Source organism: Pseudonocardia hispaniensis (assembly GCF_042658695.1).
GTDB lineage: Bacteria > Actinomycetota > Actinomycetes > Mycobacteriales > Pseudonocardiaceae > Pseudonocardia > Pseudonocardia hispaniensis.
This window is the reverse complement of record NZ_JBHSQW010000006.1, coordinates 45,055-69,840: the sequence shown is the minus strand read 5'-3', so window position 1 is coordinate 69,840 and position 24,786 is coordinate 45,055. Positions and strand designations below refer to the sequence as shown.

The window sequence follows — 24,786 nt, the reverse complement described above, 5'->3', positions numbered from 1 at the left end:
GCCTTAGCGTCCCTCAGCGTCGAGGGTCGGCTCCGCACGCTCCGCCTCCTGCTCGTCGAGCCGACGCCAGACGAGCTCGTAGCGGGCCCGGGGACCGGCGGCGTCCAGCTCGGTCTGCAGCTCCTGCACCACGGCGCGCAGCTCGGCGGCGGTGCCGGTCCGCCGCTGGGACACGGTGGCCGGACGCCAATCCTCGGGGGTCGGCGCCGAAGACGGCTCGGGCCGGGCATCCGGCGGCGTCACCGTGGGCGTCGGCGCGACCGGCCCGGCGACGGCGGCGAGCCGGGCGAGCTCGCTGGTCAGCGCCACGGCGACCGGCCGGATCTCGCCGAGCGCCTCGACGAGGTCCCGCTCCAGCTGGGTCGCCCGCGCCGCGTGGGCCACCCGCTCGGCCAGGCGGGCCGCGCGTTCACCCAGGACCTCGTGGCCGACCAGCCCGCGCACCGACGCCAACAGCGCCCAGTCCACGTCGTCGAGCGCCGCCAGCACATCCGGCGCGGAGGCGATGGCGTTGCCGACCACCGCGTCGGAGGGTTCGGCGGGGGCGGCCACCAGCGCACGGACCAGCGCCGTGGGTTCGCGGGACGCGCCCAGCCGGGCCAGCAGGTCGGCTGCGTGCCGGGCCGCGGTGGAGCGCGGGGTCGGCAGCTCGACGCCGAGGTCGGCGGCGTGCTTGTCCAGCGCCCGCCACACCGCGTTCACGGCCGGCTCGGCGCGGGTCACCGCCGCGCCGACCTCCTCGGCGAGGGCCCGCACGTTCCGGGTGACGAGGATGTCGCGCGCCCTGATGCCGAACAGGTCGGCGACCCGCGCCCGCGCCGTCGCGAACTCCTCGGCGCTCGGCAGCTCTTGGGCCCGCAGCGCGTACCCGACGCCGATCCGATCCAGGTCCGGCGGTTCGACGACGGCGCCGTGGTGCACCCAGGCGCGGTCGGCCAGCAGCGCGTAGGTGGCGATGACGAGGTTGGCGACGGCCCGATCCAGGCCGGTGATGCCCATCTCGGCGATCCAGCCGCGGATGTCGTCCGCGGTGAGATCGCCGGTGATCCCCTGGGCGGCAGCGTGCTGCTCGATCCGCAGCCGCCACTCCGCGTGCAGGTGCAGCGGGCCGTCGCTGACCTCGCCGAGCTGCAGCCCGTGCACGACGCGGCGCACCAGCTGGATCTGCTTGCGGTCGGTGATCTCGACCCGCCGCTCCCCGCCGTCCATCGCCCGGGTGATCCAGCCGAGGACGGTGCGCAGGTCAGCGAGGGTGAGCGCCTTGCCGGTGCGGCCGGGGTCGAAGTCCGGGTGGTTCGGGTGCAGCGTCGCGAACAGGCCGTCGACGAGCTGCTGGGCGTTGTGCTCGAACGTCGCGCCCCCCGCCGGGCGCGGGGTGAACCCGGGCAGCAGGGACAGGACGTTGGTGTCCCCCTCGAGCTCGGCGGTGACCACGCCGGGGTCGCGTCGGGCGATCCCGTAGGCCTGCGCCAAGGCGGCGACGAGCTGGCTGGTCAGGTTGTCCCGCTGCGCCATCAGCTGGTGGCGCACCTTGATCCGGTTGTCGGTGGACAGGTCCGCGGCGTAGTCGTCGAGCCGGTCCCGTTCGAGCAGGTAGGAGATCTTGAGCAGGCGTCCCAGCTGGGCCATCTTCTGCTCGGACAGGAAGTGCGGGACCCAGACGACGGTCGGCGCCTGTAGACCGCGCCGCCGCAGGGCCTCGACCCGGCTGACGTCGTCGGAGGGGAAGTGGCCGGGGACGTCGAACGGGTAATCCAGGACCACCCGCACCCGGCCGTCCACGCTCGGTTCGAAGTGGGCCTCCGGCATGTCGGAGGTGTCCCGGACGTTGGCGAAGACGAACTCGGCCGTGCGGCGGGTGCCGCGCCAGACGAACTCCCGCTCGCACACGAACTCGTCGGAGTCCTGGACGCCGAACGCCTCCCACAGCCGGTCGCGCACCCAGCGCCGGCGGGCGCCGAGGGAGTCCTTCTCCCCCACCGCGTCGAGCAGCGGCTCGACGTCCAGATCGGACAGGTGCAGGGAAAACACCGGGTCCTGGTCGCCCTCGGAGCGCAGCTCGCCGAACTCGGCCTGCAGATCCCGCAACCGGGCGACGACCATTGAGCCCGGCTCAACCGTCCGGGAGCGGATGGAGCCGAGGTTCAACGCGGCGATCCGCGGCCCGGTGAGCCGGGTCAGCGCCGGCAGGTGCGGGGCCAGGAAGGCCAGCAGCAGCGTCTTGACGAACCGGTCGTCGGCGACGAACCGCGCGTCGTTCTCGCTGCCGTACTTCGTCAGCAGGTGCGCGCGCATGCGGGCGTAGAAGCGCTGCGCGGCGGCGGCGTCGCGGCGTAACCGGTCGGTGAACGCCTCGCCGGTACCGTCGGCGAGCACGTCCCACAGGTCGCCCAGCGGGATGAGCTGGCCGAGCGTCATGTCCGCGCGGCGGCGGTGGAGCATCTCCTGCAGCAGCTTCAGCCCGGTGCGCTCGCGCTGCAGGGCGCCGGCGAGCGCGACGAGGACGTTGAGCAGGGCCGGCGAGAGCGGGTAGACGCGCCGGAAGTCGTCCCAGGTGGCCTCCGTGACTCCGGTGGCGTCGAGCAGGACGTCCCGGTCGGTGGCCCGGCTGGACTCGATCGCGGCGAACGCCTCGTCAAGCAGCGCCTCCTTGCCGGGCTTCGGCTTGAGCACGCGCTCCCGCACGATCGCGGGCAGGTTCCCGTCGGCGAGGTTGACCACGTCGAACCGGCCGGCGAGGTACTCGACCTGCGCCTCGAGGTTCTTGACGTCCGCGCCGGTGACGTCCTCGCCGACCAGCTTGGACAGGTCGCGCTGGCGGGAGATGAACGACACGATCGGCACCGCGCGCTCGGCCACCCCGGACTCGATGAGCTTGACGAGCTTGCTGACCTGCGTGTTGACGAACTCCTGGTTGCTCATGTGCGCCTGCAACCACAGGATCAGCTCGTCGAGGAAGAGGATCAGGCCGTCATAGCCGAGGTCGCGGGTGTGCGCGGCGATGACGGACAGCCCATTCTCCAGGGGCAGGAAGGCCTCGGCGTCCCCGGTCGCGCCGCGGACCCGTCCGCGGTACGGGCCGGACAGCAGCGCCGACTCCAGCGCGCGGCGCCGCGGGTCGCCCGGCGGGGCGGCGAGGGCGGTGTCGAGTTCCGCCGTGGTCCAACCGTCCGTCGGCGCGCCGTCGATGAGGTCGAGATCGTCCAGGTCGTCGGGGTCGGCGGCGCGCGGGCCGGCGGCGCCGAGCCAGCGGGCGAACTCGGCGTCGTCGCCGAAGAACGCGCGCTGCGCCCGCGCGTCGTCGAGCATCGCGTCCGAGCGGTAGACCGGGGGCACCGGTGCGTCCGGGTGCAGGCTGCGGACGGTGGCGACGTAGCGGCCGAGGAGGGCGGCGTCGAGGTCGGTCGCGCCGATGAGGTGGTAGGGCACCATCAGGAACTTCTTGCCGCGCAACCAGTCGTCGTGCTCGGCGATCACCGGCTGCAGGCCGCGCTTGCCGCGCGCGGTGGGCTCGTTGTTGAGCACGGCGTGCAGCACGGTCAGGAAGTGGCTCTTGCCGGAGCCGAAGGAGCCGTGCAGGTAGGCGGCGTGAGATCCCTTGTCCCGCAACGCGGAGCGCACGATCGTCAGCGCCTCGCGGAACGCCTGCTGCAGCTGCTCGGTGACGACGTACTCGGCGACCCGTCGCTCGGTGGCCTCCTTGGTGAAGCCGCCGGTCAGCTCGACCTTGTAGTCCCCGGCGTGCACCGCCTCCGGGAGGTCCAGGACGTCGCGCAGATAGATCTCACTCACGCCTCGGTGCCCTTTGCTCGGCGCCCGCGGGGCGCGGGGGCGGGCCGCCAGGCGCGCAGCGCCTCCTCGGTGAGCGCGTGCGTGGCGCGCTGCTCGTCGAGGTAGGCCTGGAACTCCTCGGCCGGGTTGCCGCCCCACTCGTCGTCATACTCGCCGTGCCACTGGTGCACCCAGGGCAGGACCTCGGCGAGCCCGGCCAGCAGCGGTGTGACTCGACCCGTGTCCCACGCGGCCTGCGTGGTGCGATCGTTGACGATGTTGACCAGCGCCTGCGCCTGGTCCTTGTGGTCCCAGCCGGCCCAGCCGAGCAGCAGCGTCGGGTCGGCGTCCGGACTCGCCCCGGGATAGGAGATGAACCGCTCCTTGGGGACGTCGAGCTTGCCGCGCCGCGACCAGTAGCTGGGCCGGCGGAAGTCCCCCGGCTTGTACTTGGGTGGCACCGCGATGCCGAGGTTCGTGCCGGTGCGGTCCTCCTCGCGCTGCAGCTCCCAGGTGCGCTCCCACTCGGCGCGCTTGACCAGCCCGGAGTCCTTGTAGCGCAGGGCGGCGAGGTAGGGGACGTGCTCGTCGGCGATCACCTGCTCGAGGACCTTGACCAGCGGCAGGTCGCGCTTGCCGAGGTGGTCGGCAGCGTAGAGCTGCGCGACGGCGTGGACGTCGGCGTCGAGGCGGTCGGCGAGCTGGCTGACGGTCAGCGTGCGCGGCTGGCGGAACCCGTCACGCAGCCCGAACCACAGGTCCGGGTCCTCGCAGCGGTCGAGCAGCCAGCCGCGCAGCGCCCGCTCCTGCTGACGCTCCCACGGCTCGACCGACCACCGCCGCTTGCACTCCGGGCGCTCGATCAACGCGAGATCGCGGCGGCGCTCGATCAACGCGATCCGCGCCTCGACCCTGCGGCGGTAGCCCTCCGGCCAGTGCGCGGGAAGCTCGGTGATCGGGGTGGAGCCGTGCCGGGCGAACCACTGCGTGTCGGTCCGGCCCGCCGCGACCCTGCGGGCCAGGACGATCTCGAACGCCCGCTCGCCGAGGCTCAGCGGCTCGGCGCAAGCGTCGCCGAGCACCTCCGCCGCCTCGGTGTCGGAGAGCAGTCCGTAGCGGCGGTACACCTCCCAGTCCAACTCCTCCTGCGCCGAGATCATCTCCGCGCGCAGGCGGTCCCACTGGGTGCGGGCGGCATCAAGACGGGCGCGGGACGGGATGGCGGACTCGGCGATCGCGTCGGGGGTGGTGGCGGCGAGCTGCTGAGCCAGGGAGTCCAGCCGGCGGGCGCGGTCGAGGGGGAGGTCGGTGGGGAGCGGGAACTGCTCCAGCTTGGTGCCGGTGAACTCGTAGCGGTCGGACCAAGGTTCTGCGCTAACGCGGGCTCCGTCGGCGCCCATGGGATCACCCCCCTTGGGGTAGCAGACCTGCTTCAGCCAGAAGCACGCCGTCGACGAGTTCAGCACCCCGAGCAGCGCCAGATGATCGTCCTCGCGCGCCCCCGCCGGCAGCTTGATCACCGGCGCGGACCGGTTGAACACCTTCCCACCCCGGTCCAGCACGAAGTGGTTGTGCGTCGCTACGAACGCGAACGCAATCGACAGCGGCGTGGCAAGCTTTTCGCGGTAAAGCTCACCGTACTCGTGCCACTGGAGCCCGGGGATGTTCTCGATGAGCGTCCCGAAGCGCTTGCGTCGTTGCAAGACCCGCCGATGAGGCCAGAGGTGACGCGCCAGGTTGGGAATCGAATCCAGCGGGATCGCTGTAAGTGTGACGTCGTAGGGCCACGCCGTCACGACTTCCGCTGCAGTTGAGTAGTCTCGGACGACGTCACCGGTGACCATTAGGCGATGGTCCTCCCACCGCAGCCGAACAGCGGTCGCGACGTCAGCCACGAAGAATGCGTCGTCCTCCGCCGTGATGGCTACGAACCCAGAATGACTGGTCCGCGCGAGAAGCCGAGCGTTCGCGGCGGCCTCAATCGCCGCCATCGTCTCACCGGCGCCACCGCCGCTGACTGACCAAGGAAAAGAGGAATAGGTGGCGCGATCAGCGTCCTCAACGGTGATCCACTCCGACTCGCTGCCCGGCTTGTCGAACTGCTCGACGATCGCGGCCCACACAACGCCGTTGGCAGGGTCGAGTGGCTGGCCAGGTTCCCCACGGACGCCGAGTACTGCTCGAATAGGATCGTCAAGCCGTCCGATGTGGTTCCGGCCGATAAGGATGACCGTCGGTGTCCCGTGTCCCGGGATGTAGGCACCAGACGTGTCGATCACATGCGTGAGATGAACATTCTGGGCGAAGAATTCGATGAGCTTCCTGCCGAACTCACGCTTCATGAACGAATTGGCCGTGATCTGCCCAACGAACCCCGCCGCCCGATCCGACCCGCCGGTCCGCACCGCGAGCTGGAACAGCCGCTCCGCAAAGGGCACCGACAGCGCATACTTGCCCGAGCACGCGGAGTAGCGGTCGCGGTAGGCCTGGTTCTCCAGCTTGTCCTTCACCGTGATGTACGGCGGGTTTCCGACCACCACGTGGTACGTAGCTCGTCCGAGCAGGTCGCAGGAGCGGACGAAGTCGTTGACGTCCTCGGTGGCGTAGGTGTGCGGCTCCTCGGCCTCGAACAGCTCGTTCTGCTTCCCCGTCACGCCGCGGCCGTGCAGCAGCGAGTCCCCGACCGCCACGTTGATCGGGAACTCCGGTGCCCGGTTCAGCCACTGCTCCCCGCCCGCCCGCAACGCCGCGATCAGCAGCCGGAAGCGGGCGATCGACGTCGCAAACGGGTTCTTGTCGCAGCCATGCACCGACTCCAGCGTGCGGCGAATCAGCACCCAGTCGTCCGTTCCCGGCTCCACCTTGCGCCACTTGGCGAGGATCCGGTGGAACAGCCCCAGCAGGAAGTGCCCCGAGCCCGAGGCCGGGTCGATGGTGCGCAGACCCTCCAGCCCGAACTCCTCGACCGCCGGCTCCAGGGTGAGGTCGAGGATGAACTCCTCGACGAACTCCGGGGTCTGCAGCAGCGCGTAGGTCTTGCGGGCGGTCTCGGAGAGGTCCTGGTAGAGGTCGCCGAGGAAGCGGGTGTCCCAACCGCGGAAGTCGTAGCGGATCGCGCCGGAGTCGTCGCGCCGCCGCCAGAACGCGATCAGCGCCTTGGCCGCCTCGAACGAGGGCGTGATGTCCCACAGCGGGTTGTGCTTCTCGTCGAACAGCCCGGCGGCCGTCGGGTGCGCGTCCGAGAGGTGCCCGATGGCGGCGAGGATCCAGTCCCGGTCGTTGAGCGTCGGGTGCGCGGAGAAGAACTGCTCGTGGCGTTCCTCGGCGTAGGCGAGCCGGTCGCCGGGGCCGGCGAGGAAGGGCCATTCGATCAGCTCGTTGTCCTCGCAGTACCGGACGAACACGGTGCTGAGCACCCACGCCGCCGCGGCCTGGGTGACCCGGCCCTCGCGCCACTCGGTGAAGCCCATCGCGGTGCGCTCGGCCTCGCGGGCCGTGTCGTACTCGGCGCGCAGCCGCTCAGCGGTCTCCTCGACGCCCTCGGCACGCTCCCGCAGGTCCTTCTCCAGCAGCGTCACCTGGGCTCGCAGGTCCTTGACCAGCCGCTGCCGAACCTCCGCGTCCACCACCGTCATGCCACCCAACTTCCGCGTGCCGTCGAGCCCCGACCCGAACCCGCGCCGTCCCGCCCAGGAAGCACGCCGACCCGGAGAGTCGATGTTGCCATGTGGGGCTGCTGTTGCGGGCGTTGCCCCGACCCCAACCTGGTCACGCCTGCCGTGACCGTCTCCACCCGGTCACGGCTCACGTCAGGGAAGTTGACTGCGGGGAGACGGACTCGGCCACGGCAATCGCTGATACGCACTCAACAGACCTCCATCACCCGGGTCCTTGAGTTGCACCGTCGGCTGTCCCTCGAAACCGGCTGTCTGTCGGTGTGGAGATGGTGAAGGGCCACTGGTAGTCGACCGAACTCGAATACTCCCACTCGTTGCCACCTGCCTTGAGGTCTGATCGGCTTTGGTGGTTCCCCGCCCCGGAGGCATGCCGCAGCAGAGGCCTTCCGGGGTCTTCGTACCGAGGTCTCCTGGTGGGGCAGGGGATACCCACCGCGAGCAGTACGAGCTGATCATTCGCGCGGTCGGCCGAGAGTCCTCACATTCCGGTCCTGGGCAGCTCGCAGGAGCCGGTCATCAAAGCTGGCGATCTGCGCGCCTGCGTCTTCGGCCGCAAGCAGTACGCAGCAGTCGGGCATCTTCAGCCTGGTCTGGGCGCGCAGCTGGGCGAGCCTGACAGCTGCGTTCGCGGGAAACAGCAGCTCGCGCACCTCGAGGTCGCGAAACGCCTTGCGGACAACATCAAGACGGCCGTCCCGGGCGGGCGCGACGAGGACCTCGGCCAAGGTGAGCGTGTTCACGGTGAGCTCGTCGTCGATCGCATCAGCGAGCAGCTCCTCGGCTGCCAGATGGTGACTATCAGTGGCGTCGAGGAAAGCGATGAGGACGCTGGCATCCAGGAGGATCACGCTGGCCACTCGTCACGTAGCCGATCCAGGTAATCGGGCCCGTATGCGCCGGAGAGCAGCCCGCTGTATTGATGAATGGCGGCTAGTCGGCGGCGGCGCCGCTCGTCCCGCTCGCGCTGGGCTGCGTGATGACCTTCCAGTGCCAGGCGCACCAGCAGTTGCGGGCGGCTCAGGCCAGGCCAACGGGACGCAGCCGCATCCAGGGCCTGTGCGAGCTCATCAGTCTCGGTCACGAAATGGCGGGGGCGAGTCGTGGGCACGACGAAAGTGTCGCACTCCACCTGCCGGTGCTACACCTCAGACGGGAAGCTGGCAGGCGTATGCCCGGCGGCCGCGGCCGCCTGCTATGCCGCGTCGCTCTCCTCGCCGCGGAGGCTGTCCAGGAAGTCCCCGTCGAGTCTGATCCGCTCGGGCTGTTCCACGACCTCGACCAGCAGCCCGTCGAGATGGGGGCTTCCGCCCGCCGTCTCCCCCGGGCACAGCAGCCACAGGCCGTGGGGCATCCGCTCAGGGCCGCGCGCGGCGGCCTGCAGGGCGACGAGGAGGTCCCGGCCGCCGGCGTCCGCGTAGCGGGCCATCAGCCCGGCGTCGTGCAGGAGCAGCACGCCGCCGTCGGCCGCCTGTTCGTCCAGGCGCGCCCGCACCCGCCGGTAACTCTCCTTCACATACGAGGCGAGGCCGGGGGCGAGCCGACCCGACTCGCCGAACCGGGCGTCGAGGGTGAGCACCTTGCTCCAGTCCTGGCCACGCTCCGCCACCAGTCCGCGGAACTCCGCAAGGAACACCGCACCGATGTCGACGGCGGACACGGCGAAGGCGCGCGCGAGCGCCTCCGCGGCGCCGGGCAAGTTGCGTCCACGCAGGGTGAGAGCCGCGAAGCCGCCCTTCTCGACGGCGCTGGTGAGCTGCCCGCGGGTGACCTCGTGTCGGTCCTGCCCACTCACAAACGGGCGCACCAGGGTCGTGCTGCTCGCCGTCGTCGAGCGCCGGCCGCCGTTCCGGGCGATCGGGCGGAACCGCTGATCCTGCACGTCGAACTCGAGCGGGAAACCGGCCGCCTCGAGCAGCTCGGTTATCCGGACGTGGGTGAGCCCCGGCGGCACGACCACCTCCGGGAAACGGGAACGGACGCGGGTCAGCAGGTCGTCCACGGTCACCCCGACGGCCCGGACGCCCGCCGCCGCCTGCGCGGCGCGCAACGCGGTGACCAGGTCCAGGCCACGCGGGTACAGCTCGAACCGGGGAGACACCAGCGCATCCCGCGACGCGGCCGCGGCGAGCGCGACCAGCCGGGTGTCCGCCAGCGGCGTGAGCCCCGCGGGTGGCGCGATCCGCCGCAGCTCCCGCACGACCGCGCCGCGCGCCGGCATCGGGTCGGCGCTTGCCAGCTCGTCGGCCCGCCGACCGAGGTCCTGGGCGAAGTCGGCCAACTCCGCGGCACTCGGGTCGTCCGTGCCCGGCAACGACTCCAGCGCGAGGAGCACCTGCTCGTTGCGGCGCAGCACTGTCAGCCGCGGACCACGCTCGATGATCTCCGGGGCCTCCGCGTAGTACCCGGCCCAGATCTCCGCCTCCACCGCAGCACGGACGACGGCGGCCGCGCGGGCGGCGGTGATCTCCGGGCCGTCCTCGCCGGCGCCGTGCGCGGCACGCAGGGCGGCAGCCAGCTCGTCGGCCTCCATGATCCGGCCGGCCGACTCGATCTGCGCGACCAGCTCGTCGCGGACCGGCTCGAGCCAGGACATCTCGGCCCACGCCTGCGCCGCCCTCTGCAGGTGCCGGGAGACGGAGGCCTGCGTAATGCCGAGGCCGCGGGCGATCTCGCTCTGCGTCGCCCACGAACCCTGCCGACCGTCGCCCTGCAGGCCGAGCACCATGCGGACGACGTCCGCCTTCTTCGAGCCCTTCCGCGTCGGGGCCGGCAGCAGGAGCTGCGCCATCTCGTCGACGGTGAGCACCGCGTCGGTGCGCACCTCGACCCCGGCCGAACCCAGGCGTGCCGTCCACTGCTTGTGCCGCCGGTTGAGCTCCTTGCGGATCACTGCGCCGGCACCGCGGGCCTTTGCGATCTCGTGCAGGCGGACCTGGAGCAGCTCGCCGACCGTCGTCGCATCGAACGACTGCGCCACCGAGACCGCGCGCGGCGACAGGCCGGCCGCCTCCAGGGGTGTGGCCAGCGTGGCGGCCTGCGCGATCGCCTCCCGCTGCTCCTCGAGCGTCTGCTTGTCCAGCCCGACTGTCTCGGGTGTCGTGGCCGGCGTCGCTGCGTCCGCGGCGGCGAACACGGCCCGCCACGTCTCCTCCATCTCGCGCACCGACTCGAACCGCCGGTCGGTGTCCCGATGCAGGGCGCGCTGGAAGAACGCCGTCAGCTCGTCGCGCAGCGCCGGCTCGAACAGCTCGGCGGCGAGCTCCGGGGTCTCGTCGGTGGTCGTCCGGGGGTCCGTGGTGCCGTCGCCCCAGACCGGGCGTGCGGTCGACGCCATCTCGTGCAGGGTCACCGCGGCTGCGTACCGCTCGGCGTGGTCGTCGAAGACGGGACGCCGCGGCGTCCCGAGGAACGGGTCGAGATACCCGCGGGTGCCGGCGGTGATGTCTCGCTCGGAGGCCGCGGCGAGCGAGAAGTCCAGCAGCATGAGCTGCTTGGAGCGGTCCGCCCGCTGATAGACCGCGAAGTTGTCGGGCTTGAGGTCGCGGTGCGGGATCCCGCGGGCGGCCAGCTGGTCGAGCGCCCGGAACAGGTCCGCGCCGAAGCGCTCGAGCTGGTGGTAGGTCAGCCGGCCGTCGGCGCGGAGCAGGGCGCCGAGCGTGCCGCCGTCGAGGTCCTGGCCGCCGGCGTACTCCAGCTCGAGCACGGTGCGCCCGCCCAGCTGCCGCGGGCCGCCCAGCATGCGGACGATCACGCCGCCACCGACCTCGGCGAGCACGCGCGCCTCCGCGAGCAGGCTCGCCGCCTTGTCCTCGTCGAGCGCGACCTTGAAGACCCGGGCCTCGTGAACGGTGTTGCCGTCGTCGTCCTCGACGAGCCGTTCGACGAGCAGGGCGCGGGCCGTCGCACCGGTGCCGAGCACCCGCCGGACCTGCCAATCGCCGTCGAGCGTCTGGCCGACCGTCGCGACGAGCGGGTCGACTCCGGGCTGCGCCGGCTCCGGCGCCACGACCTCGCGTTCGGTGGTGTCCAGGGCGCGGAGGAACGCGTCCGCGGAGTCCAGGCGGTCGGCCGTGTCGGCGCGCGTGGCGTCGTAGACGAGCTGGTCGAGCATGTCGGCGACGGTGTCGTCGACCGCATAGGGGTGCAGGCCCCCCTCGGTGCGCAACCGCTCGATGAGCGCGCTGCGCGTGGTCGCCGGTGGCAGGCCCGTCAAGATCAGGTACGCGACCGCACCCAGCCCGAAGACATCGAGATCGACTGGGTCGGGGTAGGCGCCGTCGAACTCGGGGGCGAGGTAGAGCTCTGCGGTGTCCGCCACCAGTTCGCCGTTCAGCGAGCTCGCCCGCAGCGACGTGCTGACCGTCGTGTCGAAGTCCCTGGCCGCGGACTGCCAGTCGATCACCCTCAGCACCGGAGGCGTCCTGTCGTTGCCAGGCGTGACGTACACCGAACGCGCCGCCAGGGAACGGTGATAGAGGGAACGGCTGTGGGCGTAGCGGACGGCCTCCGCCAGCTGACGCACCAGGTCCAACCGCAGCTCGGGCGTCAACACGTCCTTGTGCGCCGCGAGGTAGGAGTCCAGCCGCAGGTCCGCCGGGCCGTGCCGGAACAGGATCGCCGGCCCACCCTGGTGCTCGCGGATCTGCACAGCCTGCGCGATTCCGCGGTGGGTGATGCCCTGGAGCACCTGGTACTCGCGCCGGGCGGCCCGCTCGACGGACTGCCGCCGCTCGGGCGTGGCCTGCCGCTCGGTGAGGTAGATGCGGACGCGGCCGGTCTCGTGGACGATGCCGCGGCGCTCGGCGAAGCGGTCCTCCCAGGTCGGGCCGGTGTCCACCGGCCGTGGCGCGAGCTTCCAGTCGTCGCCGAAGCGCAGGTGGGCGGTGGAGGACCGCACACCGATCTTCTTGAGCAGCGCCGGAAGCACCTTCGTGGAGAAGTGGGCATCGATACGCTGGGCGGCCCGCTGCGGCGGACGGGCCAGCAGGTCACGCCAGATCCACGGCAGGCCCTCGGCCGCGTCGTCGCGACCATAAATCCTGACCGCCTGGACGTCGTCGAGCGTGGAGCGCAGCCCCGGGGCGGAAAGGAAGACGACGGGCTCGACGCGGGGCAGTCGCTCCCCGATGCGTAGCACGCGTGCCGCCCACTCCAGCTGGGACTTCAGCTCCTTCGACTTCAGGTCGGTGAGGTGCAACGGGTTGCGCAGCGGGCGCGAACGCGAGGACCCCTGCTCGGTGAACGTCCAGGTATCGCCGTGGTTGGCGACGAGCCCCGGATGGGCCTTCAGCTCGACCAGGTAGAGCCCACCGGGCACGGCGATCAGCAGGTCGCACTCGTTGATCCGCCCGGAGGAGGCCGTGAAGGAGAAAAGTGCCCACGCGCGGAACGGCTCCGCGTCCGGCATGAGCCGCTTGACGTGGTCGAGTCCGTCCTGCTCCCAGGGGTACTCCGACGGTCGCTCCTGGAACCAGCGCTGTGCCACGTCCAGTACTCCCTGTCCCGAGTCGTGCCAGCCGCGGGCAGCGCGACGCCTCCAACACCGTGTCGATCAGGCTACTGAGCCTTTCCCAGTAGCGGCCGGGTGGCCGTGGGCGACACGCCGCTGACGCTGGGATGGTGCGTACGAGGACGAGCCCTCGGTAGAAGCGTCGGTCCGCCTCAAGATCGACTTGAACACCGAGGTCCCGTACGTCTGATCCTGCCACCGACACCGCCGTGGCCCCGATCCGGTCAGGCACGGTGGCGCTTCTGTCGGGCCTTCTCGCCGGTGAACGCGCTCGCCGAGGTACCCTGGAAGCCCGGCGTGCGCTCCGATTGCCACGACCAGGCCGTGCTGAAGCAGCCCTGGTTCACCGACGGCACCCGAGTTGCTCAACTCGCGTTCGACAAACGCAGTCGGGAGTCCACGGTCTACCAGTACCTGCACGAGGCGATCGACGTGCTCACCGAGCGCGCCCCCGGCCTGCACAGTGCCCTGCTCACCGCCCGCGCCGCCAGGCACACCCACGTCCACCTCGCCAGCACCCTGATCCGTACCGATAGCTTCCGCGCGGTCGGCCCGACCGCGGGAGGGTCGATCCGTAGTCGGGTAGGCACGCCATCACGGCGACGCCGTGCAGGTGATCACCGCCCCGGCTGGCTGGCCGCTGGCAGACCTCGCCGGTGCACCCGAGCCGCGAGCACGACACCACCTGCGCCCAGCTGGAGTAGTAGCTCATTCGCTGAGCAGCGGATGGCAGAAGTCGATCGTCCACTGCAGAATGGACCGGATAGCGTGCTCTGCTCGTGCCCCGTCTCGATTCACCGCGGCCGAGAACAAGTCCTTCTGCAGGTCCACATCGGTGGCGAAACCTTGGCACTCGGACCGTAGTGCGAGGCGGACGTACCGTTCCGCCCGTCGGCGATAGACCCTGATGAGGTCAAGGAGCTCCTGTCGACCACTGGCGGCGAAAAGCTCGTCGTGCAGTTGGTACTCGGCGCTCAGAAACGCGTCGACGTGCGTGCCGGTGGAGAGCTTGCGGCTCTTAGACTCGATCCGCTTGAGCACCCGTGCCATTCGCTCCACGATCTCATCGTCGATCTGTGAGACGCCAAGGCGTGCCGCGTAGCCCTCAAGTCCCGAGCGCACTGCCTGGATCTCCTCCAGGTCATTGCGCGTCGCGACGGCGACCGTGCTGCCTCGCCTTGGGGACTGGATGACGAGCCGCTCTGCCTTGAGCCTCGCGAGCGCCGCCCGCACCGGCATGGTGCTGACGCCGAGCTCGTCAGCGATGGGGGCGAGTGCCAGGACCGTTCCCGGCTCCAGCCCCCGGACGATCCTGTCCCTGATGGTCTCGTAGACGACCGTCTCCACGGTGGCGATCTCATCGCCGAGACGCCACGGCCTGTCTGTCGTGGTCACCGCACCTCCTATGGTCGCGTTGCGGGCTGGGGCTGACCGAAGGAGTATCAATCTAACAGCCGCCCGTTCCCCGATGACAGATGACAGATCTGTGATCACAGATTCTTGACGGTGCCATCCTTACCGGTTACGGTCCTGGCACCGAGGCAACCGGACGTCGCTTTCGCGGGTACCCCCGCGCTGCCGCGCGCCACATCGCTGGCGAGTCACTCAGATCCCCGGCGGGGGTCCTCCTGGAGAGAGAAGGTCCATACGTTGTCCAGCCAGTCCGTCGGAGCTCAGCACATAGAGGTGACCAGGCGCGATCGCCGCAAGCTGACGACCGCCGCATCCCTCGGCAACTTCGTTGAGTGGTACGACTACGGAATCTACGGGTACTTTGCGGCAGTCCTCGCCGTGCTCTTCTTCCCGGACTCCGATACTGCACTGCTCAACACCTTCGCCATCTTCGGGGTCGCCTTCCTTTTTCGTCCGCTTGGCGCCCTGGTCGCTGGCTATCTCGGGGACAAGTACGGCCGAAAGCAGATGCTGTACGTGCTGATCCTTTTGATCTCGCTAGCAACAGCCGGCATAGGCACGCTTCCTACTCACACGACGTTGGGTGCCGGGGCCGCCATGCTGCTCGTCGCGCTTCGGATACTTCAAGGGCTGTCAGCAGGAGGGGAGTACAGCGGTGCAGCTTCCTATGTAGCTGAGTTCGCGCCCGATCGGTCTCGCGGATTCTCCTGCTCCTGGGTCGAGATGGGTGGACTCTCCGGGTTCCTCTTCGGGTCGGTTCTCGCGACGACGATGAGTCGGATCCTGACGGAGGAGGTGCTACACGGCTGGGCCTGGAGAATTCCATTCTTCCTAGCGCTGCCGCTGGGCCTGATCGGATACTACATCCGTCGCCGACTCGACGAGTCTCCTCGATACCTGGCACTGGAAGAGAGCGGTCACAAGTCCAGCAGCCCCCTGCGGGACACCGTCCGCGACGCGGGTGCGCGTCGTCAGCTGGGCCGCTTCATGGGCCTCACGGTGGTGCAGTTCACGTCGTACTACGTCTTCCTTACCTACACGCCGAACTACATGATTGCACACCTGGACATCGCACCCACCACGGCGTACACCGCAAGCACGATCGCTTTGGCGATCGCGATTATCCTCCAACCCGTAATGGGAACGCTGTCCGACCGTGTCGGGCGCAAGCCGGTAATGATGGGTTCATGCGTCGCGATCTTCCTGTTCGTTCTGCCCGCGTACATGCTCATGGGCCAGGCCGGCATCATCTCGGCAATTGCCGCTCAGTGCATCCTGATGATCTGTTTGTCGGGCTACCTTGGAGCGCAAAGTGCGACCTTGGCGGAAGTATTTCCCACCCGCCTGCGAGTCACAGGGTTCGCGATCGGCTACTCACTGTCGGCGGCGATCTTCGGCGGATCCGCTTCCTACGTTGCTGAGCTGCTCGTGACCAAGACCGATAATCCCCTCTCGCCCGCGCTCTACGTCATGACGGCAGCCGCGACGTCGTTTTTCTTCTTCGTCAAGTTGCCCGAGACGGCTGGGATTTCCCTGAAGGACGCATGATCTCAGACTATGCAATCAGTCAATAGAACATCAACGAGGAGGATGTCTCTCTTGTATGAGCCGAGGCGTCTGCAGTACCTGGCTATGCCCGACCTGGCGTATGCGGGCAACCGCTCCCTGCGTGATCTCGAAAGGGAACTGGGGCGAATCCAGACTCCCAAACAATCCTGGGACCTCACTGGTGCGGATACCCACGTGTTCCCTCCGCCGGAGTATGCGATCAAGGAGATGACCAGGGCCGCCACGGGCGGTGGGGTGACCTATACGCCCTACCGTGGAGACCCCGGCGTCCGGGAAGCGGTGGCCGCCAACATCACGGCCCATCTGGGAATGGACCTGGACCCGGCCACGGAGCTCATCCTCACACCCGGTACCCAGTCTGGTCTGTTCGCTGCGTTGTCGGCGCTCGTGGATGAGCACGTCACGGTCGTCCTCCCGGACCCGGACTATCTGCTGACCGAGCGCATGGTGCGGTACCTGCGCGCTGATGTTGTCCGCGTTTCGATGGATTTCTCCAACTCGGTCGCTCCCACGCTCGACCTCGATGCCGTCGAGGCTGCGCTCCACGACGGGGCTCGCGTGTTCGTGTTCTCGAATCCGAACAATCCCAGCGGCGGGGTGTATGAGCCGCAGATGCTCGTCGGGCTCGCCCGTCTGCTGGTGCAGTACGACGCCTACGCCATCGCTGACCAGCTGTATTGCCGCCTGCTCTATGACGACACGCGGTATGCGCATCTGCGGGAGATGCCAGGGATGGCCGAGCGGACTATCACCCTTTTGGGTCCGTCCAAGACTGAGTCGCTCAGTGGCTATCGGCTAGGTGTCGCCGTTGCACCGCCGGCGCTCATCGATGCCATGGAGGAGGTCCTCTGTATCAGCGCCATGCGCGCTCCCGCGTATGCCCAGCATGTGCTGACGCGCTGGATGGACCTGGACATCGAGCTGATCAACAAGCGTGTCGGCGAGTATCAGTCGCTGCGCGATCTGGCGGTCGAGAAGCTGCGCTCAAGCTCGGCCTTCGAGGTGTACGTGCCGCAGGGCACGTCCTACGTATTTCCGAAGATCATCGATCCGGAACTGACAGACCAGCAGGTGGCTGCCGCGCTGCGCCGTGCCGGGGTGGTGATCAACCCCGGTTACCAGTTCGGCGCCTGCGGCCGCGGGCATATTCGGATCTGCATCGCGCAAGGCCGTCAGGCTCTCTCCGATGCCCACGACACGATCATCGATGTGGTAGAAGGGTTGAGTAGCCGATCCTGAGGACGCCTGTCCATGTCGGCACTCCGATACGTTTCTCTGTCGGAAATCACCTGAAAGGCCTGATATGATCATTCGTCTTGCCCGCTGGAACGTCCTACCCGAGTACGAGCGTGAAGCCGTGGAGCGTTGGAACCTGGACCTGCTGCCACGCACCTACGCGCGGTGTAATGACCTGATTTCCGCGCACTTTCTCGGTGACCCGCACGGTCCTGAGCGGATCGCGGCGACCGTCTGGCGGTCTGCCGATGCCTATGCGGCTGCGCTCGGGCAAGGCGGTGTTCTGACTCAGATTGCTGACGAGTTCCGTGCCATGTATGTCGAGGGCCAGCGGCCGATCGCCAGCACGTACACCCACCTGGCCGGCCGTCGCTACGCCGAGGATTGCCGATGACGCGCGATCTGAACAGGCAGCGTCGGGCGCGGGCTCAGGCCAAGCTGCAGGACGCCGACTTCGACGCGTTCGTCTCGTCCTCGGCGTCAACCGTGCGCTATCTGACCGACTTCCGCAGTATGGCGGCCGAGTTGTACGAGGACATCTCTGCCGTTGTCGTCGCGGCGGCCGATCGCGTTCGCCTCGTCATCCCGTTCAGCCAGGCCGCTGCGGCACTCGATGTCGGGGTCCCGGAAGAAGAGATCGTCTCCTACGGGGAGTTCTACTTCGACTCCATGCCGCCCAGCCAGCAGCTGCGGAAGCAGCTGCAGCACCACGACGACCAGATTTCGGCGCTGCAGGCGGCGCTGTGCGAATGCGCGGGCACCGGACGGCGGATCGGTGTCGAACTCGTCGGCATGCACCCGGAGCTCACTCGATGGCTCCTCGACGGAGGGCATGGGCTCGAGCTGTGCGACGCCAGCACCTGGTCGACCGGCGTGCGAGCCAGCAAGCTGCCCGGCGAGATAGAGCTGCTCGAACGCTCTGCCCGGATCACCGAGCAGGCCATCCAGGACGCCCTAGCCCAGGCCCGCGCAGGATGGCGGGAAAAGGACATCGCTCGGGTCATGGCGGAGTCGATGCTCGCCCACGGCGCGGAGCCCGAGTTCTTCAGCGTGCAGACCGGGGCGCACAGCGCCCTCGGCGACGCCTTCCCCGGTGACCGTCCCTGGCAACCCGGGGAGGTGCTGAAGATGGACCTGGGCTGCCGCGTAGACGGCTACTGGTCAGATCTGGGGCGCACCGCTGTCCTGGGAGCACCCGATGCCGAGATGGTGAAGACCTACAACGCGCTCCGCGAAGGGCAGCGGGTTGAGCTTGAGATGATCAAACCTGGGATCACCACCAACGAGCTGTTCGACGCCGCGGTCGACGCGGTGCGGGAGGCTGGGCTGCCCAGCTATGCGCGGCAGCACTGCGGTCACGGCATCGGGCTCGCCATCTATGATCCGCCGCTCGTTCGCGCCAAGGCCGGGGTAATGATCGAGGAAGGAATGGTGTTTTGCCTGGAGACCCCGTACTACCGCAGCGGCTGGGGCGGCATGATCGTCGAAGACACCGTGGTAGTGACCTCAACTGGCTGTCGCGAGCTGTCCATCTCCTCCCGTGAACTACTCGTTGTGGAGACCACATGACCAATCAGGGAACCGTCAACACCGTCACAGGCGTCCTCGGCGGTGATCAACTGGGAGTCACGCTGCCCCATGAGCACCTGATCTGCGACTTCACCCGGGAGTACCGCGGGGAAGGGATCTTTCACGACTTTCCCACGATGGCGGCCGAGCTGGACGCCGCGTCGCAGGCCGGGGTGCACACGGTCGTCGACCTGACGAACGAGAGCCTGGGACGGGAACCACGTGCCTTGCGAGATCTCAGCGAACGGACCGGCGTCCAGATCGTCGTCGGCAGTTCGTTCTACCGACATCAGTACGCCGCGGCGCGCTTGTATCGGATGCCGACCAAGGACCTCGCCGACCTGATCGTCCAGGAGATCACCGAAGGCATCGGGGACACCGGCATCCGGGCCGGCATCATCGGGGAGATCGGCAGCGACCAGCACATCGAGCCGGTCGAGGAACGGATCTTCCGGGCGTCGGCGCGAGCGCAGCACCGGACCGGGGTGGCGCTCAACGTCCACGCCGCCCGCTGGCCCATCGCGCACGGGCAACTGGACCTGCTGGAGGAGGAAGGCTGCGACCTTCGCCGCGTCGTCGTCAGTCACTGTGACACCGTCGGCTCGATCGACTGGCGGGAGCCCGACGATGTGCTCAAGTACCAACTCTCACTCGCCGAGCGGGGAGCGTACGTCGAATTCGACACCCTACGCACCGCAAGCCGGCTCTCAGACCCCGAGATGGACCGTCGCATCCGGTACATCCGGAACCTGATCGACAACGGATTCATCGACCATGTCCTGCTCTCGCACGACATCTTCTTCACCAGCCACCTTCTCAGCAACGGCGGCGGGGGCCTGACCGTGGCGACGACGTACTTCGCCGATCGAATGCGGGACGCCGGCATCCCCCAGGGCCAGATCGACCGAATCTTCATCGACAACCCCCGCCGGATGCTGACAGGAAGTTAAATGGATCAATATTCCCTTGCCCCGGTCGGCCAATACACGCTGGCCCATCTGCACGGCAATCTCGTCTTCTCGGCGGGGATGACACCCAGAGATGAAGCCGGTCTTCTCGCTCGCGGTCGGGTCGGCGAGGATCTCACCGTCACACAGGCCAAGGACCTGGCCTTCCATGCGGCGAAACGAGCGTTACAGGCGGCCACCCTAGCAGCCGAAAACAGGGCGCAAACGGTGGAATCCGTCGTGTCGCTGACCGTATACATCGCCGCAGGACCGGACTTCGTCGAGCACAGCGCAGTGGCAGACGGCGCCAGTGCAGCAATCGCCAGACTGGAATCCAGCCAGCCGCTGCCCACTCGAGCCGCGGTGGGAGTCTCCAGCCTCCCCGGCGGCAGCCCCATCGAGGTGCAATTGATAGCAACAACCGGCCACCGCACCAGACCCCCCGAGACGTAGATCGACATTTGACGTCTGTGCGTCGACTCACATCGCCCTCAGCGCTGTGCTGCGCAGCCTTGAACCGAACGTTCGCCTCTCGCTGCTGCCCCTGGTCATCAGCGGCGGGTCGGCGTTGTCGACCGAGCTACGGCCGCAGATGTGCGTCAGCTGCAACCGGCGGTCCGGAACCGCGCGCAACACTACCTTGCACTCCGTCGTCTGCGGACTCTGCTGGTTCGCCGTGGGCGGGGACACCGCTGCATCCGAGCTGGTCGCTCGCCCCGAGCTCCCGACATCGGTGCCGCCGCGCACGGCGCGCGACTGGGTGCGCGCCTCGGGCTGGTTTCGTGGTCGACGCACCGACAGTGCGCGCCGCCTGTAGGTCCTGACCGTGACCCTGGCTCGGCACCCGGATTGGGAGGAGCACACCACGGCCGACCTGGGACCGCCGGACTTGTGCTCATCGAGCCGGAACGCTCCGCCTGGGCTAGCCTCGCCACGAGAATCAGGCCTCGGCGGGACGGCGGCGATGAGCAGGACGGCGGACGAGCGGGCCGACAAGCCGTTCGCGCGGCAATCGACGCTCACGCACCCGGTTGCGTTCGCCGATCCGGGCCCGTTCAGCCATCCCGCCCTGTTCTACCGCGGCGAGGCGGACTATCTCGCCGGGACCGTCCCGTTCGTTCTCGACGGGCTCGCGGTCGGCGATCCCGTGGCGGTGGCCGTGCCCCGGCGCAACCTCGAACTGCTGCGATCCGCGCTCGGCTCCGCGGCCGAGCGGGTGCGACTGTTCGACATGACCGTGGTGGGACGCAACCCCGGGCGGATCCTGGCCGAGGTGCTGCATGCGGCGGCCGATCCGCACCCCGAACGGCATGTGCGCATCATCGGCGAACCGGTGTGGCCCGGCCGGACCGAGCTGGAACGACCGGCCTGCACCCACCACGAGGCACTGATCAACCTGTCCTTCCGGGGCCGCCGGGTCACCATCCTGTGCCCGTACGACGCCGCCGCCCTCCCCCCGGCGGACCTGGCGGACGCCGCGCAGACCCACCCCACGCTGATCGAGGCCGGCGACCGGCGCATCAGCAGCCGTTTCGCACCCGCCCGCGCCATCGCACGGACGAACCGGCCGCTGCCCGAGCCCGCCACGCCGGAGGTCTTCGCGTTCGACCTGCCGCGGCTGCACCTCGCGCGGCGCTTCGCCGCGGCCGCGGCCCGGCGCGCCGGGCTGAACGACGCCGGGGTCGACGACTTCACACTCGCCATCGGTGAGCTGGCCGCCAACAGCATCCGCCACGGCGGTGGCAGCGGGACGTTACGAGTCTGGACGGAGCGTGGCCTGGTCGTCGGGGAGGTCCGGGACACCGGACGGCTGACCGACCCGCTCGCCGGCCGCCGCCCCGTCGGTTCCCGGCAGCTCGGCGGGCGGGGGCTGCTGATGGTCCACCACGTGGCCGACCTCGTCCGCACCCACCTCGGCCCGAGCGGCACGACGACGCGGGTGTACCTGCGGCTCTGAGCAGCCCGGCCGGTTCACCGCGACGGATGGCACGTCCTCTCGCTCGGCGAGCCGGCCGCCGCACGGTAGCCGTGCGGGTGAAGCGGGCCGTCACGGCGGGGAGAGGCTGCGACGGCCCGCCCGGTCGGCCGCGTCAACTCGCCGCGGCGGGAGCCTGCGGGGTGACCAGTTCGCGCAGGAACCGCCCGGTGTAGCTCGTCGGATGCCCCGCCACCTGTTCCGGGGTTCCCTCCACGACGACGGTGCCGCCCCCCGAACCGCCCTCCGGTCCCATGTCGATGACCCAGTCGGAAGTCTTGATCACGTCGAGGTTGTGCTCGATGACGACCACCGTGTTGCCCTTGTCGACCAGCCCGTTGATCACCACGAGCAGCTTGCGGATGTCCTCGAAATGCAGGCCGGTGGTCGGCTCGTCGAGGATGTAGATCGTCCGACCGTTGGACCGCTTCTGCAGCTCGCTGGCCAACTTGACGCGCTGCGCCTCGCCGCCGGACAGGGTCGGTGCGGGCTGCCCGAGCCGCACGTAGCCGAGCCCGACGTCGACCAGCGTGCGCAGGTACCGGCTGATCGAGTTGATCGGTCCGAAGAACTCCGCCGCCTCCTCGATCGGCAGGTCCAGGACGTCGGCGACCGTCTTGCCCTTGTAGTGCACCTCGAGGGTCTCCCTGTTGTACCGGGCGCCCCGGCACACCTCGCAGGGAACGTAGACGTCGGGCAGGAAGTTCATCTCGATCTTGATCGTGCCATCGCCCGAGCACGCCTCGCAGCGCCCGCCCTTGACGTTGAACGAGAACCGACCCGGCTGGTAGCCGCGCACCTTCGCCTCGCTGGTCGCCGCGAAGAGCTTGCGGACGTGGTCCCACACCCCGGTGTAGGTGGCCGGGTTGGAGCGCGGGGTGCGGCCGATCGGGGACTGGTCCACCCGCACCAGCTTGTCCAGGTTGTCGACCCCGTTGACCCGGGTGTGCCGGCCCGGGACCTGTCGCGCGCCGTTGAGCCGGTTGGCCAGCACCGTGGCGAGGATGTCGTTGACCAGCGTGGACTTGCCCGATCCCGACACACCGGTCACCGAGACCAGCAGGCCCAGCGGGATGTCGACGTCGATGGCACGCAGGTTGTGCTCGCGCGCGCCGACCACCGAGAGCCGGCGTTTCGGGTCGACGGGACGGCGCTGAGCGGGCACCGGGATCGAGCGCCGCCCGGACAGGTAGGCCCCGGTGAGCGAGGTCTCGTTCGCCTCGAGCCCCGCGACCGGGCCGCTGTGCACGATCCGCCCGCCGTGTTCCCCGGCGCCGGGGCCGATGTCGACCGCCCAGTCGGCGGAGCGGATGGTGTCCTCGTCGTGCTCGACGACGATCAGCGTGTTGCCCAGGTCCCGCAGCCGGGTCAGGGTGTCGACCAGCCGCCGGTTGTCCCGCTGGTGCAGCCCGATCGAGGGCTCGTCGAGCACGTAGAGCACGCCGACCAGGCCGGATCCGATCTGGGTCGCGAGCCGGATCCGCTGCGCCTCACCCCCCGACAGCGTGCCCGCCGCCCGGTCGAGCGAGAGATAGTCGAGCCCGACGTCGAGCAGGAAGCCCAGCCGGGCCTGCACCTCCTTGAGCACCCGTCCGGCGATCATCGCCTGCCGCGGGTCGAGCACCATGCCGTCGAGGAACGCCGAACACTCGGCCACCGACATCGCCGCAACCTCGGCGATCGATCGCGCGCCGTGCTCGCGGTGCTCCAGCGTCACGGCCAGCACCTCGGGTTTGAGCCGGGCCCCCTTGCAGGCGGGGCACGGCACGTCGCGCATGTAGCCCTCGTAGCGCTCGCGCTGCGCCTCCGACTCGGTCTGGTCGAGTCGGCGTTCCAGGAACGGGATGACCCCCTCGAAGTTGGCGTAGTAGGCGCGTTCGCGCCCGTAGCGGTTGCGATAGCGGACATGGACCTGCTCGTCGGTCCCGTGCAGCACCGCCTTCTGGACCGCGGCGCCGAGCTTGCGCCACGGGGTGTCCATCCGGAACCCGATCCCCCCGGCCAGCCCGGACAGCAGCCGTCCGAAGTACTCCGCGGTGTGCCCGGTGGACCACGGAGCGATGGCGCCGTCGGCCAGGCTCAGGTCGGGATCGGGGACGACGAGCTCCGGGTCGACCTCCTTCTTGATCCCGATGCCGTGGCACTCCGGGCAGGCCCCGTAGGGCGAGTTGAACGAGAAGGTGCGCGGCTCGAGCTCGTCGAGGCTGAGCGGATGACCGTTGGGGCAGGCCATCCGCTCCGAGAAGCGCCGCTCGCGATGCGGGTCGTCGTCGGGGAGATCGACGAAGTCGAGCACGACGAGCCCGTCGGCCAGCCGCAACGCGGTCTCCACCGAGTCGGTGAGCCGCTGGCGGGCCGACTCCTTGACCGCGAGCCGGTCGACTACGACGGCGATGTCGTGCTTCTCCTGTTTGCGCAGCTTCGGGGGCGCGGTGAGCGGATGCACCGAGCCGTCGACCAGCACTCGCGAGTAGCCCTGCGCCTGCAGGGTGGCGAACAGGTCGACGAACTCGCCCTTGCGGGTGCGCACAACCGGCGCCAGCACCTGGAACCGGCTGCCCTGGGCCATCGCCAGCACCTGGTCGACGATCTGCTGCGGCGTCTGCTTGGAGATCACGTGCCCGCACACCGGGCAGTGCGGGACGCCGGCGCGCGCATACAGCAGCCGCAGGTAGTCGTAGACCTCGGTGATGGTGCCGACGGTCGAGCGGGGGTTGCGGTTGGTGGACTTCTGGTCGATCGAGACGGCGGGCGAGAGCCCCTCGATGAAATCGACGTCGGGCTTGTCCATCTGCCCGAGGAACTGCCGGGCGTAGGCGGACAGCGACTCGACGTACCGCCGCTGGCCCTCGGCGAAGATCGTGTCGAACGCCAGGCTGGACTTGCCGGAGCCGGACAGCCCGGTGAACACGATCAGGCTGTCGCGCGGCAGATCCAGATCAACCCCTCGCAGGTTGTGCTCCCGGGCGCCCCGCACGACGAGGCGGGAAGCGCCTGCGGAACTACCGTTGGCGCGGCGGTCGGCCACGATGTGCGCCTCCTGGTTCCGGCATCCGGCCGGCGAGTGTCGCCACTCATCCCGCCGATCTCTGGTCGCCGATCTCTGGTCCCAGCCATGCT

The 24,786-nt window shown here is 69.3% G+C and carries 14 protein-coding genes; 7 read left to right on the top strand and 7 right to left on the bottom strand.

Features of this window, described 5'->3' with window-relative positions; translation table 11 throughout:
• Positions 1-3: 3 nt before the first annotated feature.
• The 6 genes from ACFQE5_RS02620 to ACFQE5_RS02595 form a co-directional block, all read right to left on the bottom strand.
• Positions 4-3,792: a PglY protein gene (locus tag ACFQE5_RS02620; RefSeq protein ID WP_379582325.1), complete on the bottom strand. Its 3,789-nt coding sequence runs from the start codon at positions 3,790-3,792 to the stop codon at positions 4-6.
• The gene (gene pglX, locus ACFQE5_RS02615) at positions 3,789-7,406 is read right to left on the bottom strand and encodes a BREX-2 system adenine-specific DNA-methyltransferase PglX (RefSeq protein WP_379582323.1); all 3,618 of its coding nucleotides are present in this window, start codon (positions 7,404-7,406) and stop codon (positions 3,789-3,791) included. Before pglX ends, ACFQE5_RS02620 begins: the two co-directional genes overlap by 4 nt.
• 494 nt (positions 7,407-7,900) lie before the next feature.
• Positions 7,901-8,296 (bottom strand): type II toxin-antitoxin system VapC family toxin, encoded by a 396-nt coding sequence (locus ACFQE5_RS02610; RefSeq protein ID WP_379582321.1) that lies wholly within the window; start codon positions 8,294-8,296, stop codon positions 7,901-7,903.
• Entirely contained in the window at positions 8,293-8,556 is a 264-nt protein-coding gene (locus ACFQE5_RS02605; protein WP_379582319.1) for a hypothetical protein, read from the bottom strand. The genes ACFQE5_RS02610 and ACFQE5_RS02605 overlap by 4 nt, the downstream gene beginning before the upstream one ends.
• Positions 8,557-8,640: 84 nt before the next feature.
• Positions 8,641-12,933, bottom strand: coding sequence for a BREX system serine/threonine kinase PglW (pglW, locus tag ACFQE5_RS02600; protein WP_379582317.1), 4,293 nt, complete (start codon positions 12,931-12,933; stop codon positions 8,641-8,643).
• A gap of 732 nt (positions 12,934-13,665) precedes the next feature.
• The gene (locus ACFQE5_RS02595; RefSeq protein ID WP_379582315.1) at positions 13,666-14,352 is read right to left on the bottom strand and encodes a GntR family transcriptional regulator; all 687 of its coding nucleotides are present in this window, start codon (positions 14,350-14,352) and stop codon (positions 13,666-13,668) included.
• A 291-nt stretch (positions 14,353-14,643) separates the two neighbouring features.
• Between ACFQE5_RS02595 and ACFQE5_RS02590 the strand changes: the two genes are divergently transcribed.
• The 7 genes from ACFQE5_RS02590 (at position 14,644) to ACFQE5_RS02560 (ending at position 21,648) form a co-directional block, all read left to right on the top strand.
• Positions 14,644-15,918 (top strand): MFS transporter, encoded by a 1,275-nt coding sequence (locus ACFQE5_RS02590; protein ID WP_379582313.1) that lies wholly within the window; start codon positions 14,644-14,646, stop codon positions 15,916-15,918.
• A gap of 42 nt (positions 15,919-15,960) precedes the next feature.
• The gene (locus ACFQE5_RS02585) at positions 15,961-17,178 is read left to right on the top strand and encodes an aminotransferase class I/II-fold pyridoxal phosphate-dependent enzyme (RefSeq protein ID WP_379582311.1); all 1,218 of its coding nucleotides are present in this window, start codon (positions 15,961-15,963) and stop codon (positions 17,176-17,178) included.
• 64 nt (positions 17,179-17,242) lie between these two features.
• Entirely contained in the window at positions 17,243-17,569 is a 327-nt protein-coding gene (locus tag ACFQE5_RS02580) for a hypothetical protein (protein ID WP_379582309.1), read from the top strand.
• On the top strand, positions 17,566-18,744 hold the full coding sequence (locus tag ACFQE5_RS02575) for a M24 family metallopeptidase (RefSeq protein WP_379582307.1): 1,179 nt from the start codon (positions 17,566-17,568) through the stop codon (positions 18,742-18,744). The genes ACFQE5_RS02580 and ACFQE5_RS02575 overlap by 4 nt, the downstream gene beginning before the upstream one ends.
• Positions 18,741-19,694 (top strand): phosphotriesterase family protein, encoded by a 954-nt coding sequence (locus ACFQE5_RS02570; RefSeq protein WP_379582305.1) that lies wholly within the window; start codon positions 18,741-18,743, stop codon positions 19,692-19,694. The genes ACFQE5_RS02575 and ACFQE5_RS02570 overlap by 4 nt, the downstream gene beginning before the upstream one ends.
• On the top strand, positions 19,695-20,144 hold the full coding sequence (locus ACFQE5_RS02565) for a RidA family protein (RefSeq protein WP_379582303.1): 450 nt from the start codon (positions 19,695-19,697) through the stop codon (positions 20,142-20,144).
• A gap of 511 nt (positions 20,145-20,655) precedes the next feature.
• Complete coding sequence (locus tag ACFQE5_RS02560; RefSeq protein ID WP_379582301.1) at positions 20,656-21,648, top strand: anti-sigma factor RsbA family regulatory protein; 993 nt, start codon at positions 20,656-20,658, stop codon at positions 21,646-21,648.
• 133 nt (positions 21,649-21,781) lie between these two features.
• Here ACFQE5_RS02560 and uvrA read toward each other — a convergent pair whose 3' ends face one another.
• A complete protein-coding gene (gene uvrA, locus ACFQE5_RS02555; protein ID WP_379582299.1) occupies positions 21,782-24,694 on the bottom strand; it encodes an excinuclease ABC subunit UvrA in 2,913 nt (970 codons plus the stop codon).
• Between the last annotated feature and the right edge of the window lie 92 nt (positions 24,695-24,786).

Excerpts from the sequence above, each read along its gene's own strand:
- ACFQE5_RS02570 (WP_379582305.1), top strand. The coding sequence starts at position 18,741 with ATGACCAATCAGGGAACCGTCAACACCGTCACAGGCGTCCTCGGCGGT.
- pglX (WP_379582323.1), bottom strand. The coding sequence starts at position 7,406 with ATGACGGTGGTGGACGCGGAGGTTCGGCAGCGGCTGGTCAAGGACCTG.
- ACFQE5_RS02565 (WP_379582303.1), top strand. The coding sequence starts at position 19,695 with ATGGATCAATATTCCCTTGCCCCGGTCGGCCAATACACGCTGGCCCAT.
- ACFQE5_RS02580 (WP_379582309.1), top strand. The coding sequence starts at position 17,243 with ATGATCATTCGTCTTGCCCGCTGGAACGTCCTACCCGAGTACGAGCGT.
- ACFQE5_RS02575 (WP_379582307.1), top strand. The coding sequence starts at position 17,566 with ATGACGCGCGATCTGAACAGGCAGCGTCGGGCGCGGGCTCAGGCCAAG.
- ACFQE5_RS02585 (WP_379582311.1), top strand. The coding sequence starts at position 15,961 with ATGTCTCTCTTGTATGAGCCGAGGCGTCTGCAGTACCTGGCTATGCCC.
- ACFQE5_RS02560 (WP_379582301.1), top strand. The coding sequence starts at position 20,656 with ATGAGCAGGACGGCGGACGAGCGGGCCGACAAGCCGTTCGCGCGGCAA.